Genomic DNA, 14,115 nt, shown 5'->3' on the forward strand with positions numbered 1-14,115 from the left:
GACGTTAGTCGAGATTCAAAAAGTCAATTACATTTCGATTATAAATACTATTACAATGACACACATGGTTCGGTGCCCTTAATAGCAACCTATGACGCATTTCGTTTTATTTTTTCGTGGTACGATATTGATAATGCTATTGTTTCAAAAATTATGAACCCAATGATTTCTGCTAAAGAAGTGATAGAGGAAATAACGGCACATTTCAATCAAGTTTCTGCTAAACTTGGCTATACGATACATCCTCCTGAAGATTTAGTAAATCAGATGGGTTATGGATTATTACGGCAAGATATGCATGAAAAATCATTGGCATTTTTTAAAATGAATGTAGAAAACTATCCCAATCATTCAAACGTGTATGACTCTTTGGGTGATTATTATGCTGCTGTTGACGAAAAAGAAAAGGCTATAAAAGCCTATGAAAAAGCACTGATTACAGGTGGCGGAAATAGCTATTCAAAAGAAAAACTAGATAATTTGAAAACTGATTAATGATGAAAAAATTATTGCTATTGATATGTTCAGTATCGTTCTACTTTGGTATGAGCCAGGAATCTAATCCTATATCGATGATAGATTATGTACAAGTTTTGAATGATAATAATGCTGAAGCCCTTTTTTATTATCAGAATAATTGGCAAGCATTGCGCATTCAAGCTGTGGAAAAAGGATATATATCCGGCTATCAATTGCTTGAAACCATACCCAATGAAACGTCTCCCTTTAGCTTTATACTCATTACAACTTATAAAAATCAAGACCAGTATAACGCTAGCGAAGACAACTTCCAACAACTTATTGAATCGAGTGATGGATTAAAGTTATTAAATAGTAAAAAACCGACAGACTTTAGGAAAGTGGTTATGCATAATGACATGGTTAAACATCGTACCTTTAATAAAAAATCTTGTAAAAAAGCCAAGACTTATTAGAGTCTTGGCTTTTTACTAAATTGATATATCAATCGGCTTGAAATTTAAAGAAAATAGGCACGGCGTAACTCACTTTCACGGGTCTACCACGTTGCTTACCCGGTTGCATTCTGGGTAACTTCCCTATGATACGTTCGGCTTCTTTTTCTAAAATCTTGTCTGGTCCTCTTGATCTTATTCCAGTAATATAGCCTTTATTATCAATTGAAAATATTACCGACACACGCCCTTGGATACCCATCTCTAAAGCGGTCTGTGGATAATTAAAATTATTTTTGACATGTTCTTTCATTTTATTCTGAAAGCACTCCTTACTCTTGCTTTTAGATAAGCCCTCACATCCAGGAAAAATGGGCACATCCTCAATAACGGCAAAAGCAACTTCAACATCCTCCTCGACCTCTTCTACTTCAACATCACTAACATCTACAATGCGTTCTTCTATGGCATCATCTTGACCAATTTCGGTACTTTCAATAACAGTTTCTTCAACCTCTTCAACATCTTCTACAATTTGAATGACCTCTACAACCGCTGGCGGTGGCGGCGGTGGTGGTGGCGTATTAAGTGTTATCAAGGGAATATCCTCTTCAATCACCTCTTCTGTTTGTACAATATCCAATAACATACTGTCTCGTTCATAAGTTTTATATTCTAAACTCCGCCAAGTAATAAACAACATAAGACAAAGCCCCATTGCAAAATACAAGCTACTGTTGCGCCCTATTTCTATTTCCGGATTCTTTTTTGGTTCCATGACATTCATATTTATACCTTAAAATTATAGAAAACAACATGTAATTACTATGACAAATATCATGTAACGGATTCAAATATCTTTAAAAGAATATTTCGTGGTTTTATCATAACTTAGTGCAAACTAAAGACAACCTAGTATCCATCGTTTAAGCCATTAAAAATGAAAAAACTATTTGCATGTATTATTTTAATACTAAGCTTTTCCATAGCACATTCACAAAAACCCAGAGCTAGAGATTTAGGGATTCCATTTACAGGAACAACAGGTGATTTTAATGCCATAACAGATGTTCTAGGTGTTGAAGTGGGTTACAGTACCATCATTTCTGGAAACGGTAAAAATGTTATTGGTGAAGGCCCTGTTAGAACAGGGGTTACCGCAATTTTTCCCAGAGGAAAAGCTAAAAAATTTAGTCCTGTTTATGCGAATTGGTACAGTTTGAATGGTAACGGGGAAATGACAGGAACCACTTGGGTGACAGAATCTGGTTTTTTGGAGACGCCCATTATGATTACAAATACCAATAGTGTTGGTGTCGTGCGGGATGCCGTGTTAAAATGGTATGTGGATACGGATTGGTACAAGGGTGAAAACTGGTGGTACACTTACCCCGTAGTAGCTGAAACCTACGATGGCTTTTTAAACGATATCTATGGCTTCCATGTAAAAGAAAAGCATGTTTTGGAAGCTATTGGCAATTCTAAAAGTGGCATGATTGAAGAAGGAAATGTTGGCGGTGGTACCGGGATGATGTGCTTAGGTTATAAAGGTGGCACTGGAACCTCATCACGGGTCCTGAAAATGGGCAAATTAACATACACCGTTGGTGCTTTAGTACAATCTAATTTTGGCGCCAAAAGAAATTTATCTATAGCTGGCGTACCAATAGGACAGGAATTAAAAGATACTTTAAATTATGTATTTAATGCACCACCAACGTCTAGAAGGCAGGAAGGGGACGGCTCTATTATAGTAGTCATAGCAACAGATGCACCCTTACTACCGCATCAATTAAAACGAATTGCACAACGCGTTCCGCTAGGTATTGGCATTGTTGGTGGGCGTGGTAGTAATGGGTCTGGCGATATTTTTATCGCTTTTTCCACAGCGAATGAAAAGGCTTTTAATAGAGATGATTTAGCAACCGTTGAAACCTTTCCAAATGATCAGTTAATGCCACTGTTTGAAGCAACGGTTCAGTCGGTTGAAGAGGCCGTAATCAATGCCATGGTAGCAGCAGAAACCATGGAAGGTATTAACGGCAATAAAGCTTATGCCTTGCCACATGATTTAACCATTGACATTTTAAAAAAATATAATCGTATGTGATTTATAATTGGTGTTATTTAATCAAAAAACCTTAAAAATGAATTTTTAATAACAGATTAGGATTTGGACAATTTTCTAAATAAAAAGCCCGATCATTCGTATTGCAAACGCCTGGGTAATCGCCGCTATAATTTTGAAGATCTTTAATAATCTGAAAGTGTAAATGTGGCGGGTAATCACCATTGATTTTCGAATCGCCTAAACTTGCCATTTTATCACCTTTTTTAAAGCGTTGCCCAATACAAATGTTTTCCAGAGACCCTAAACTCAAATGGCCATAAAGCGTATAAAAAGTAATATTATGAAGCGTGTGTTTCAAGATAATAGCAGGGCCATAGTCCCCAAAATTATCATTGTTTTTAAAACTATGCACTTCCCCTTCAATAGGTGTATAAATCGCTGCATTGGCTTCTAGCCACAAATCCATACCTAAATGAATATTACGAGCATCCTGTGTAGCCTTATTTTTAAAATGCGTACTTCTATTATAGATGGATCTAACTTCATTATAGCCGCCATAAGCCACCCTAGCATGGTTATTTTTGATATGACTATTGATATAATTCCCTAACTTTAAAGATGAGGAAACATCAATACGATTAAGTTCAGCATTGTTTTTCGATAGATCTAAAGACGTATATTTTGAAAGCGGAATGGAAGCATCTAAAACGTGAAGTGGGTTTTGACCGATGCTATTAAGAAAAGTGACAAAAGAACTTGAGGACATAATTTTGAAATGATTTCCTCAAAAATAGAAAACTTACTGCATAACGACGTTACTATATTTTGCATTTACAACAATAGTTTTATTACTGCTTGAATTGTTATTGGAAAATGAGGATAAATTCTGATTGTCGTTTTTATTAGGATGTTTCAATTTTGAACGGTCTCCCTTATACTGCAAATTATAAGCAACTTTAGGCAACGAAATGATAGCTTCAGTATTTTGAAGAATAATATTTAAGTTGGAAAACGTATCGGCAATATGTAAAATTTTTAAATCGCCAATACTGCCGTCTATTATAGCACTTCCCATTAAATTACTTATTTCAACATCAGAAGAATTTGCATTGAGCACCAATTGTTTTACATTATTAAGGTGAACATGATCTACATATTTCAAATTCAACTCCCCTAAATTCCAATCGGTCACATAAACGGGCGAATAAGAAGCATTAATGGAAGTGGTACTTCCATTAATGCTAAGTGCTGTTAATTTAGAATGGGATAAATCGGCTTTTACATGGTCTACACTAGCCGCAAACTCCAGCTCCCCATGCCTAACATTCACCTTTAATTTGGCGCCTTTTGGCATTTTAATAACTATGGTTTTTTTAACTTTTGAATGTAATTCCCTGTTAACCAAATGTTCAATCTTAGCGTGACGCTCTTGCATTAACTTAGACCGTTCTTTTGAATGTTCACGATGCGCTTTAGCTACTTCTTCATGGCGTTTCATACGTTCTTTCTGTATCTCCATTCTTTTAGCCATAGCCTCTGCACGTCCTTCCTGTCCTTCCATTTGTTTTGCAAAACGTTCTCCCCAAGCTTCCATCTTTTTTCCAAAATCTTCACCCCATTGTTCTCCGAATTTCTCGCCCCATTCTTCCATTTGTTTAGCATATTTCTCACTCCATTCCTTTCCGAACTTCTCACCCCAAGCTTCCATTTTCATAGCATAATCCTTACCAAAATTCTTTTCAAAATTCTTTGACCATTTTTCTAAATACACTTCTTTATCCTTCTTATATGCTTCATAATCAAAATTGATTTTATTAATTCCTTCTGGAAGTTCTGGAAGTTCTGGTAGCTCTGGTAGCTCAGGCATCTCTGGCATGTCTGGCATCTCCGGCATTTCAAAATTAAAATGCATTTCTGGTAGATCTGCCAATTCGTATTTCAATTCCTCTATAACGGCATGCACATCATCATTCTCACCATTTATACGAACTATATCCCATGCATTTCTAGGCCCACCCTTGGCACGAATAGATACCAGTTCTTGCGAGCCATCAACATCCACATCCCAATTTTTTAAGGCTGCTTCTAAGTCATCTTTACTTAAGCCATCACCTTCTATATAAGCTGTGACTTCTACCGTACTTTTATTCCAAGTATCAAATACTATATTGGTGTAACTGGTATTTAAATCGATAGTCACATCTTTATTTACTTTTATTGATTGTGATACTTTATTTAATTTCTGTTGAGCATATACACTTCCCGCTATTAAAAAGCTTAAGGTGAATAGTCTCAATGTTATGATTGTTTTGTTCATTTTTTGATTTTTTTAGATTGTTTGTGTGACTTCTTCCGCAGGTGTTGAAGTTTTTAGATCCTTTAATTGTGTTCTTAATCGATGCAACAGGTTTAAACGAAATTTTAAATTATCAATTAGCGCATTTACCGTCAACTCACTAGGTCCAGACTCGGTTAACTCTTCAGACAAACGTTTATACTCGTTATCCAATTCATTAAGTTGAGTAAGATACCCATCAATAATGTCTTTAGTTTCCGAGGTGTATTCCATTTTAGATAATTCTAAATTGATACTTGCCAAATAATAATCCTCAACTTTTTTAAGTCCCGGAGATACATCACCTAAGGTTTTAGTATCTACAGTTTTAGTTTCCGCAATTTGAGTGGGTGCCGCCGCGTCCTTATCAAAGAGCGTGTAAGCTCCAAAACTTAAACCTAAAAGCACCACAATACTTGCCGCAATACCAAACCATGAAAATGTTGATTTCTTTGTTTCTGGCAAAGCCTTATCTAATTTCTGAAGAAATCGGGCTTGATGATTTTCTGGCATCGCTTCGTGGGTTACTTTGTCATTTTTAAATAACTCTCTAATGTCCTGTGCCATGATGTTTATGTTTTAATAATTCTTGTAATTTCACTTTACCTCTTGATAATTGCGTTCTCGATGCGACTTCTGAAATATTCAAAACTTCTGAAATTTCTTGATGATCATAGCCTTCTATCAAATACATCATTACAACGTATTGATATTTATCGGGTAACTTGTCTATAGCCCGTTTTACATCGTTTAATGTAATGGCATCGTCTACTAACCATTTGTCCTCATTTGTAGTATCAATTACTTTGAGGTGCACCTCATCCAATTCCACAAGTCTTTGCTTTTTAGATTTTAAGAAATCAATACTTTTATTAACAACAATACGTTTTAACCAGGCACCAAAAGTCACTTCAGCCTTATATTGATGGAGTTTTTCAAAAGCTTTTATAAAAGCTTCTTGCACCACATCTTCGGCGTCATCAGCATCTTTCAAAAACCGTTTGGCCACAATATACATCCCGTTGCAGTACTGGTTGTATAACTGCACTTGTGCCTTACGATTGTTTTGCTTACATTTTTCAATGATATCAACTTGAAACATGCTTACTATACTTTTGGTTATTCTATCAAAGCATTATTTATAATACTATTGATAAAGGTTAGTTCGTTTAAAAGACGACTGAAAAAACGAAGTGTTGCAAAAAACTATATTTTTTTGTCATGTACATAACAAAGCTAAAGAAATCTACGTTTCTATTTAATTAATTATTAGTTTTTAAAGTATCTTTATACCCTAATAACATCCTATTTATGAACACCTTTTTGAAACGCGTTTTAATCCTTTTATCCGTAGTTGCCTTAGGCCTTTTTTTATATTCTTTTTTTGTTGAAAATATATTTTCGCAGCGTTTAAGTCCAAAAGATACTGTTAAGTTTGAGCTGAATGATTTAGAATTGAAGGTTTTTTATAACAGACCCTATAAAAAAGATCGTGAAATTTTTGGAGCGCTTGTACCATTTAATCAAGTTTGGCGTACGGGTGCCAATGAAGCCACAACTTTTGAAACGAATGAGAGTTTAATGGTAAAAGGCATGCCGTTGCCAAGGGGCAAGTATACACTTTGGACCGTACCTCGCGATAGCGCATGGACCGTTATTTTTAACTCGAAGCAATATGCATGGGGTGTAAACAATGAAATGAAACCCATGTGGGATCCTAATTACGATGTGATAAATATTGAAGTCCCTGTTAAAAAGCTTAATACCAGCGTGGAACAATTTACTGTTGGTTTCGACAATTCAACAGATAATTTATTTTTAACCATGGCTTGGGATGATGTAAAGATTGAGGTGCCTTTAAAAGAGGATATAATTCCTAAAGATCGTGACAACTCATTAAAATAAACAATTTCCAGATTGGCTAAAAAAAAGCAAAGTGCATTGGAGGAAAAAAAAGGTGTTTCCATATCAGAAATTACTAGTCAATCTTCTATAGACCTTATCAAATCAAAACGAAAGTTTTCGCCGTCTGAAAAACAGTTAATTGACGCTATATTAAGCCGAGATATTACAGCTTTAAGTCGTGCCATCACGCTTATTGAAAGCAGAAACCCAAAACATTTAGAAAAAGCAAACAGCATTGTCAAAGCCTGTTTACCATATGCGAATCAATCCGTAAGAATAGGCGTTACAGGAGTTCCTGGCGTTGGAAAAAGTACTTTCATTGAGGCCTTTGGAAAACACTTAACCAATCTAGGAAAACGGGTCGCTGTCTTAGCCATAGACCCAAGTAGTACTATAACTAAAGGCAGTATTTTAGGAGATAAAACCCGAATGGAAGATCTTGTAAAGGATGAGAATGCCTTTATTAGGCCATCTGCATCAGGGGATTCTTTAGGTGGTGTGGCACGTAAAACACGCGAAACCATTACACTCTGTGAAGCTGCTGGTTTTGATGTTATTATTATCGAAACTGTGGGTGTAGGACAAAGCGAAACCACGGTGCATAGTATGGTCGATTTCTTTTTGCTATTGAAATTGGCTGGTGCTGGCGATGAACTTCAAGGTATTAAACGTGGTATTATGGAAATGGCAGATATGATTGCCATTAATAAAGCGGACGGTGATAACTTAAAACCTGCTCAACTAGCCAAAGTAGAATTTAATAGTGCTTTGCATTTGTACCCTGAAAAACCTTCTCAGTGGCACCCTAAAGTAGTTACTTGTAGTGCCATCAATAATGAAGGCATTGATACGATCTGGAATACCATTCTAGAGTTTGTTGACTTAACAAAGGCTAACAACCACTTTGAAGATAAACGATACGAACAAAATAAGTATTGGCTTATCCAAACGATTGAAAATCAGTTGAAGTCAAATTTTTTCAATCACTCAAAAATTAAAGACGCTTTAACTGAGCAACTTCGTCTTATTGAATCAAACATGACAACGCCCTTTGCAGCAGCAGATTATCTTCTAAATCTTTTAAAATAGTTTTTTGAATTAAATAGAATACTAATTAAGCCTATTTCAGTTTAAATCTACTTTGAATATACTTATCCAATTTATAAAAACCGTAACCAGATATGCCTCCAAATAAGGCACCACAGAATATATCCAAAGGGTAGTGTGCACCCACATAAACGCGGCTATACCCCATTAACAAAGCCCAAGTTACCATCAAGTATATTAAATACTTAAATTTATCTTTAAGAATGAGTCCAATAAAAACCGCGAGTGCCATGGAGTTGCTGGCGTGCCCAGAGAAAAAACCATGGCGCCCACCACACGATGAACGTACCAAACGCATCACCTCTGCCACACCTTCTTCGTAACAAGGTCTTAAGCGCTGAAAACCACCCTTAAAAAGATTGGTTATTTGGTCTGTAAACGAAATCATCAAGGCAATGATAACTAGTGTGAGTAAAAACATTTTTATGTTTTGTTGCTTGAAAATCAAATATCCAAGTACGGCATAAAATGGAATCCAATGCAATTTTGCTGTATAGGCTAACCAAAATGCATCCCAATACACATTTCCCAATCCATTTAAGAAAATAAATAACTGTTGATCTAGTTCGATTAGTTGGTCAATCATATGGAACTCATTTAATCATCATATCTAGAAACTTCACGATCGTAAAACGCTGTAGCGAGCTTGATCATATTTTCGGTTTCTGTTTCTAATTCCTTCTGATCTTCATTATCAAAATCTTCGAACCATTCTACATTATCGTCTTCAAGATTGATGATAAATCGAGGAAATTCAGTATGAATCACAAATATTCCGTTAGGATAATCGGTATTATCACCAAGTATAAATTTAGGAAGTGCCATTTAAATCGTTTCTTTTTTTAAAATTAGTTTTTTAGTCAAATAATTAAATCGAATATACAATAAAATTGCCGCCGTAGTTAAACCTGCAAGTAAGCCTAACCAGATTCCGAAACTGCCCAAACTGTCTTCTTTACCAAAAAACCAACTCACTGGAAAACCAATAAGCCAATACGATATAAAGGTAATTATAGTTGGAATTTTAACATCTTGCAAGCCTCTTAGTGCGCCTAAAACAACCACTTGGATACTGTCGCTTATTTGAAAAATGGCCGCAGCAATAAGTAATTTTGAAGCAATACTAACCACTTCGGTATTGTCAACTAAATTTTTGGCATCGTCGTAATCTACATATATTTTTGGTAACTGTTCGTGAAAAACAAAAAAGAACACAGCGAAGATAAAAGCAAATAGCGTCCCCATTAAAAATAAAGAATAGGCAATGCGGCGAAGCTCCAAATAGTTTTTTAAACCCTTTTGATTACCTACCCGAATCATGGATGCCACACTCAAACCCATAGCCACCATAAACGTCATGGATGATAGGTTTAGCGCAATTTGGTTGGCCGCTTGTGGATTTTTACCCAAAAGACCGCTCAACCAAATGGCAGCTGTAAAAATGGCAACTTCAAAAAACATTTGCATGGCACTGGGCATGCCTAAATTCATGATCTTTTTTAACATCAATTTATCCAAAACAAAGAACTTAATATGGGTTACAAAAGCTTTTGATTTTTCTTTTCCTTTTAAAAGAAACCAAATATACCATACCATCACAAATCTTGATATCAAAGTACCATAGGCAGCCCCAACAATGCCCAATTCTGGGAAGCCAAATTTACCAAATATGAGCACATAGTTTAAAATAACATTTAAAACATTGGCTACAATTGTGGCATACATGGGATATCTTGTCATTGATAAACCATCGCTAAATTGCTTAAATGCTTGAAATATAATAAGTGGAATTAATGAAAAAGCGACCAAATCCAAATACGGAATAGCGAGTTCCACAACCTCTACCGGTTGCTTCATCAAATACATTAAAGGCTTAGCAAAAAAGACCAATAAAAATAAGAGAATACCTAGAACCGTACACAAAAACAGGCCATGTTTAAAAGCTGACTTTCCATTTTTAAAGTTTTCTTCGGAATCGGCTTCGGCAACCAAAGGAGTTATGGCAGTAGAAAACCCAATACCCAAGGACATAGCAATAAACATAAAACTGTTCCCTAATGAAACCGCGGCAAGCTCTGCAGTTCCTAATTGTCCTACCATGATATTATCTACAAAACTAACAAATGTGTGCCCTAACATGCCTAGCATAACTGGTGCAGCCAGTTGCCAATTGTATTTAAATTCTCTGGTATAGTCTTTTAATTGCATCACACAAAAGTAAACTTTAAGCAAAGGATATGGAACTTTCTATTTAAATTTAATTTTGCGCACCCATTATAAGTTTTAGGTGTTAATAAATCCGTATAATTTATTCTTTTTCAGATATTTAAATTGTCTTGTGTTACAAAACCTTAGAAAAGAAAAAAATATCAACATCATTATAGAAACATTTAGATTTCATTTTAAAGGGAATAAAAAATTTCTTGAAACCGACTAAAGGAGGCAAGCCGTAGGGGTATTTCGCCGGTTTCATTTTGGTCTTGGGGCCAAAAACCGAAATTTTGTATTTTACCTCACCCAGAACTGCTGAAAATGGCAGTTCTGACCTCTCCCAAGGAGAGGTAAACAGGAAACCCCGACCAAGGGTCGGAGAATCTTTAGATTGAAAATGGCATGCTTTAATATTAACATTCAATTGGGAATTAAAATTTTTGGATTTTACTAAATTGGAGTAATTATTTAATTATGAAAACAAAGTTATTCCTATTAGTTCATCTCACCATATTTAGTGTTAGTGCACAACATGAAATTACGCCTGTATTTCCAAAAATCATGAAGCAATTTCCCAATGTACGTGATTTGGCTATAGCTCCCAATGGTGACGAAATTATGTTTTCTGCACAAAGTGTTATGGGTAATCTATCTTCCATAATATCTGTTAAGAAAAAGCATGATACTTGGCAATCACCACAAGTTGCTTCGTTTTCAGGAAAACATTTCGATTTAGAGCCCTTCTTTTCACATGATGGTTTAAAACTTTATTTTGTCTCTACCAGGCCTTTAGTAGATACCACATTAGTAGCCAAGGATTTTGATATTTGGTATGTAGAGCGCTCAGATTTAAACCAAGGTTGGTCAAAACCAAAAAATATGGGTCCGCCTATTAATACAGAACATGGCGAATTTTATCCATCCATCGCAAATAACGGAAACTTATATTTTACAAGGGATAATCCCACTTTAAAACGTCGGGATGATATATACATGAGTCCTTATGTTAATGGCGAATATGAAAAAGCCATCGCATTAAATGACAGTATAAACTCTGATGGTTATGAATACAACGCCTTTATAGCTCCAGACGAAAGTTATTTAATATTTGGCTGTTATAATAGGGAAGATGGATTAGGAAGCGGTGACCTTTACATTAGCTATCGTTCTAAATCTGGTTGGAGTACATCTCAAAATATGACAAAGCCGATAAATTCTGAAAAGATGGACTATTGTCCTTTTATTGATTCTAAAACACAGACCTTGTATTTCACCAGTAAAAGAGATAACACAACAACATCATTTAAAAAACCTATAGATATAGACGCATTAAAAAATGAATTTGAACGCTACGATAATGGTGCTAGTAGAATTTATAAAACTCATTTTAACTTAGATACTCTAAAGCATTAAAAATCCAGCTGTAATTCTTTCTTAGCGTCTTCAAATTCTGTAATCATATTTTCGACAATTTGAGCTACGGGCTTTATATCATGAATTAAGCCTGATATTTGTCCAATTTCCAATTCACCTTCTTCTAAATCCCCCTCAAACATGCCACGTTTGGCACGCGCACGCCCCAAGAGCGCTTTAAGATTCTCAATTGTTGGTGATGTTTTGTACAACTCTTGAATATCATTATAGAATTTATTCTTGATCAAACGTACAGGTGCCAGTTCTTTTAATGTTAGTTGCGTATCTCCTTCCTTAGCATCTACAACTAGTTGTTTGAATGCTCTGTCGGCTGAAGATTCTTCGCTAGCTACAAAACGGCTACCTACCTGCACGCCATCTGCTCCTACAATCATGGTCGCCAACATAGCCCTGCCTGTTGCAATGCCCCCAGCTGCAATAAGCGGTATCCTGATGTATTCTTTCACCATGGGAATTAAAGTCAAGGTAGTAGTTTCGTCTCTACCGTTATGCCCCCCAGCTTCAAAACCTTCTGCGACAATGGCATCAACACCAGCCTCCTGTGCTTTTAATGCAAACTTGACACTGCTAACTACGTGTACCACGGTAACCCCTCGTTCTTTTAACCAAGACGTCCAGGTTTTTGGATTTCCCGCCGAAGTAAAAACAATTTTAACTTCCTCTTCAATAATAATATCCATAATCTCCTGAATATTGGGATACAACATGGGTACATTAACACCAAAGGGTTGCGTTGTAGCTCGTTTACATTTTTGGATATGTTCTCGTAATACTTCTGGGTACATGGACCCTGCACCAATAAGCCCCAAAATACCTGAGTTGCTGGCAGCAGAAGCTAATCGCCAGCCGCTGTTCCAAATCATTCCTGCCTGTATAATGGGATATTTTATTCTAAACAACTCTGTAATTCTGTTTGACATGTGCTATATAAAAATTAAGAAATTACTCCAGAACCAATGAGTTCATCTTCTAAGTACCATGCCACAAACTGACCTTCTGTAATAGCAGATTGAAAGTCTTCAAACTCTACATATAAACCACTATCTACACGATGTATCGTTGCCTCTTGTAGCGACTGGCGGTATCTAATTCTAGCTTTTACAGCCATAGACTCGTCGATTTTCAATGCCAGATCTTCACGTATCCAATGCAACTCTTCATTGGTTACAAAAAGTGCCTTTTTTAATAATCCTGGGTGTTCTTTTCCTTGACCCGTATAAATTACATTTTCTATGACATCGGTATCAATAACAAATAGAGGTTCTACAGTACCGCCTACGGCTAAACCTTTTCTTTGACCTTTTGTAAAATAATGAGCCCCTTGATGTGTCCCTACTACCTTGCCGTCTTCAACCGTGTATTTAGGTTTTCTGGATAGGTATTGAAGCTTTTCTCTTTCGGAATTAAAATGCTGTATATCTTCTTTATAAATAGGTCTGTCTCTACCGACTTCCACAATAATACCTTCTTTCGGTTTTAATTGTTGTTGAAGAAAATCTGGCAGTTTTACTTTTCCGATAAAACATAAACCTTGTGAATCTTTTTTATCCGCAGTTATTAAATCCAATTGTGCTGCAATCTCACGAACTTCAGGTTTAGTTAATTCTCCAATAGGGAATAAAGATCTTGAAAGTTGCTCTTGAGAAAGCTGACATAAAAAGTAAGACTGATCTTTATTAACGTCTGCTCCAGCAAGTAATTGATAAATATTTTCCCCATTCTTTTCAATAACACCTTTTCTGCAATAGTGTCCTGTAGCCACGTAATCGGCACCTAATTCAAGGGCTATCTTCATAAACACATCAAACTTAATCTCTCTATTGCACAATACATCAGGGTTAGGTGTTCTACCCTTCTCGTATTCATGAAACATATAATCCACGATACGTTCTTTATAAGCTTCACTTAAATCTACTGTTTGAAAAGGAATATCTAATTTTTCGGCAACCAGCATCGCATCATTGCTATCATCTAACCACGGACATTCATCGGATATCGTTACCGAATCATCATGCCAATTCTTCATAAATAGACCAATTACCTCGTACCCTTGCTCCTTCAGCAAATACGCAGCAACACTAGAATCAACACCACCTGATAGGCCTATTATAACACGTTTCATTTTACTCATCTTTAAA

The 14,115-nt window shown here is 35.9% G+C and carries 16 protein-coding genes; 6 read left to right on the top strand and 10 right to left on the bottom strand.

The annotated features are described in order from the left end of the window. The first annotated feature begins 72 nt into the window (after window positions 1-72). Window positions 73-495 carry a tetratricopeptide repeat protein gene (locus FAF07_RS02560; protein ID WP_142783633.1) on the top strand — a complete coding sequence of 141 codons (423 nt, stop codon included), beginning with the start codon at window positions 73-75 and terminating at the stop codon, window positions 493-495. A 77-nt stretch (window positions 496-572) separates the two neighbouring features. Further along, window positions 573-935, top strand: a complete 363-nt coding sequence (locus FAF07_RS02565) for a hypothetical protein (protein ID WP_142783634.1) — start codon at window positions 573-575, stop codon at window positions 933-935. Between the two features lie 28 nt (window positions 936-963). Here FAF07_RS02565 and FAF07_RS02570 read toward each other — a convergent pair whose 3' ends face one another. Continuing rightward, the gene (locus FAF07_RS02570; RefSeq protein ID WP_142783635.1) at window positions 964-1,692 is read right to left on the bottom strand and encodes an energy transducer TonB; all 729 of its coding nucleotides are present in this window, start codon (window positions 1,690-1,692) and stop codon (window positions 964-966) included. A 162-nt stretch (window positions 1,693-1,854) separates the two neighbouring features. Between FAF07_RS02570 and FAF07_RS02575 the strand changes: the two genes are divergently transcribed. Then, window positions 1,855-3,024, top strand: coding sequence for a DmpA family aminopeptidase (locus tag FAF07_RS02575; protein WP_142783636.1), 1,170 nt, complete (start codon window positions 1,855-1,857; stop codon window positions 3,022-3,024). Window positions 3,025-3,055: 31 nt separating this feature from the next. Here FAF07_RS02575 and FAF07_RS02580 read toward each other — a convergent pair whose 3' ends face one another. Genes FAF07_RS02580 through FAF07_RS02600 form a run of 4 tightly spaced genes read right to left on the bottom strand, consistent with a single transcriptional unit; the run spans window position 3,056 to window position 6,422 of the window. Continuing rightward, entirely contained in the window at window positions 3,056-3,751 is a 696-nt protein-coding gene (locus FAF07_RS02580; protein ID WP_142783637.1) for a peptidoglycan DD-metalloendopeptidase family protein, read from the bottom strand. Between the two features lie 33 nt (window positions 3,752-3,784). Continuing rightward, complete coding sequence (locus FAF07_RS02585; protein ID WP_185956503.1) at window positions 3,785-5,302, bottom strand: hypothetical protein; 1,518 nt, start codon at window positions 5,300-5,302, stop codon at window positions 3,785-3,787. Between the two features lie 12 nt (window positions 5,303-5,314). Beyond that, complete coding sequence (locus tag FAF07_RS02595; RefSeq protein ID WP_142783640.1) at window positions 5,315-5,887, bottom strand: hypothetical protein; 573 nt, start codon at window positions 5,885-5,887, stop codon at window positions 5,315-5,317. Continuing rightward, window positions 5,871-6,422, bottom strand: coding sequence for an RNA polymerase sigma factor (locus FAF07_RS02600; protein ID WP_142783641.1), 552 nt, complete (start codon window positions 6,420-6,422; stop codon window positions 5,871-5,873). Before FAF07_RS02600 ends, FAF07_RS02595 begins: the two co-directional genes overlap by 17 nt. 209 nt (window positions 6,423-6,631) lie before the next feature. Here FAF07_RS02600 and FAF07_RS02605 point away from each other — a divergent pair, with 209 nt between their 5' ends. Beyond that, window positions 6,632-7,225 carry a DUF2911 domain-containing protein gene (locus FAF07_RS02605; RefSeq protein WP_142783642.1) on the top strand — a complete coding sequence of 198 codons (594 nt, stop codon included), beginning with the start codon at window positions 6,632-6,634 and terminating at the stop codon, window positions 7,223-7,225. 12 nt (window positions 7,226-7,237) lie between these two features. Beyond that, on the top strand, window positions 7,238-8,314 hold the full coding sequence (meaB, locus tag FAF07_RS02610; protein ID WP_142783643.1) for a methylmalonyl Co-A mutase-associated GTPase MeaB: 1,077 nt from the start codon (window positions 7,238-7,240) through the stop codon (window positions 8,312-8,314). Window positions 8,315-8,345: 31 nt separating this feature from the next. On the opposite strand, the gene FAF07_RS02615 is transcribed toward meaB, so the two are convergent. From FAF07_RS02615 to FAF07_RS02625, 3 genes are read right to left on the bottom strand one after another with little or no spacing between them, the layout of a single operon-like run. After that, window positions 8,346-8,918, bottom strand: a complete 573-nt coding sequence (locus FAF07_RS02615; RefSeq protein WP_142783644.1) for a phosphatase PAP2 family protein — start codon at window positions 8,916-8,918, stop codon at window positions 8,346-8,348. An 11-nt stretch (window positions 8,919-8,929) separates the two neighbouring features. Further along, window positions 8,930-9,157, bottom strand: coding sequence for a hypothetical protein (locus FAF07_RS02620; protein ID WP_142783645.1), 228 nt, complete (start codon window positions 9,155-9,157; stop codon window positions 8,930-8,932). Continuing rightward, window positions 9,158-10,540: an MATE family efflux transporter gene (locus FAF07_RS02625; protein WP_142783646.1), complete on the bottom strand. Its 1,383-nt coding sequence runs from the start codon at window positions 10,538-10,540 to the stop codon at window positions 9,158-9,160. Between the two features lie 477 nt (window positions 10,541-11,017). Between FAF07_RS02625 and FAF07_RS02630 the strand changes: the two genes are divergently transcribed. Further along, on the top strand, window positions 11,018-11,956 hold the full coding sequence (locus FAF07_RS02630; RefSeq protein WP_142783647.1) for a TolB-like translocation protein: 939 nt from the start codon (window positions 11,018-11,020) through the stop codon (window positions 11,954-11,956). On the opposite strand, the gene FAF07_RS02635 is transcribed toward FAF07_RS02630, so the two are convergent. Then, window positions 11,953-12,897 carry an NAD(P)H-dependent flavin oxidoreductase gene (locus tag FAF07_RS02635; protein ID WP_142783648.1) on the bottom strand — a complete coding sequence of 315 codons (945 nt, stop codon included), beginning with the start codon at window positions 12,895-12,897 and terminating at the stop codon, window positions 11,953-11,955. The two genes, FAF07_RS02630 and FAF07_RS02635, sit on opposite strands and share 4 nt — an antisense overlap. A 14-nt stretch (window positions 12,898-12,911) precedes the next feature. After that, complete coding sequence (gene mnmA / locus FAF07_RS02640) at window positions 12,912-14,099, bottom strand: tRNA 2-thiouridine(34) synthase MnmA (protein WP_142783649.1); 1,188 nt, start codon at window positions 14,097-14,099, stop codon at window positions 12,912-12,914. Window positions 14,100-14,115 lie beyond the last annotated feature (16 nt).

Origin of the sequence: Changchengzhania lutea, from assembly GCF_006974145.1 — a bacterium.
Classification (GTDB): domain Bacteria; phylum Bacteroidota; class Bacteroidia; order Flavobacteriales; family Flavobacteriaceae; genus Changchengzhania; species Changchengzhania lutea.

Bases quoted from the DNA above. Each gene is read 5' to 3' on its own strand.
- FAF07_RS02565 (WP_142783634.1), top strand. From the start codon at position 573: ATGATAGATTATGTACAAGTTTTGAATGATAATAATGCTGAAGCCCTT.
- FAF07_RS02625 (WP_142783646.1), bottom strand. From the start codon at position 10,540: ATGCAATTAAAAGACTATACCAGAGAATTTAAATACAATTGGCAACTG.
- FAF07_RS02615 (WP_142783644.1), bottom strand. From the start codon at position 8,918: ATGATTGACCAACTAATCGAACTAGATCAACAGTTATTTATTTTCTTA.
- FAF07_RS02580 (WP_142783637.1), bottom strand. From the start codon at position 3,751: ATGTCCTCAAGTTCTTTTGTCACTTTTCTTAATAGCATCGGTCAAAAC.
- FAF07_RS02630 (WP_142783647.1), top strand. From the start codon at position 11,018: ATGAAAACAAAGTTATTCCTATTAGTTCATCTCACCATATTTAGTGTT.
- FAF07_RS02620 (WP_142783645.1), bottom strand. From the start codon at position 9,157: ATGGCACTTCCTAAATTTATACTTGGTGATAATACCGATTATCCTAAC.
- mnmA (WP_142783649.1), bottom strand. From the start codon at position 14,099: ATGAAACGTGTTATAATAGGCCTATCAGGTGGTGTTGATTCTAGTGTT.
- FAF07_RS02635 (WP_142783648.1), bottom strand. From the start codon at position 12,897: ATGTCAAACAGAATTACAGAGTTGTTTAGAATAAAATATCCCATTATA.
- FAF07_RS02575 (WP_142783636.1), top strand. From the start codon at position 1,855: ATGAAAAAACTATTTGCATGTATTATTTTAATACTAAGCTTTTCCATA.
- FAF07_RS02600 (WP_142783641.1), bottom strand. From the start codon at position 6,422: ATGTTTCAAGTTGATATCATTGAAAAATGTAAGCAAAACAATCGTAAG.
- FAF07_RS02585 (WP_185956503.1), bottom strand. From the start codon at position 5,302: ATGAACAAAACAATCATAACATTGAGACTATTCACCTTAAGCTTTTTA.
- FAF07_RS02595 (WP_142783640.1), bottom strand. From the start codon at position 5,887: ATGGCACAGGACATTAGAGAGTTATTTAAAAATGACAAAGTAACCCAC.
- FAF07_RS02570 (WP_142783635.1), bottom strand. From the start codon at position 1,692: ATGGAACCAAAAAAGAATCCGGAAATAGAAATAGGGCGCAACAGTAGC.
- FAF07_RS02605 (WP_142783642.1), top strand. From the start codon at position 6,632: ATGAACACCTTTTTGAAACGCGTTTTAATCCTTTTATCCGTAGTTGCC.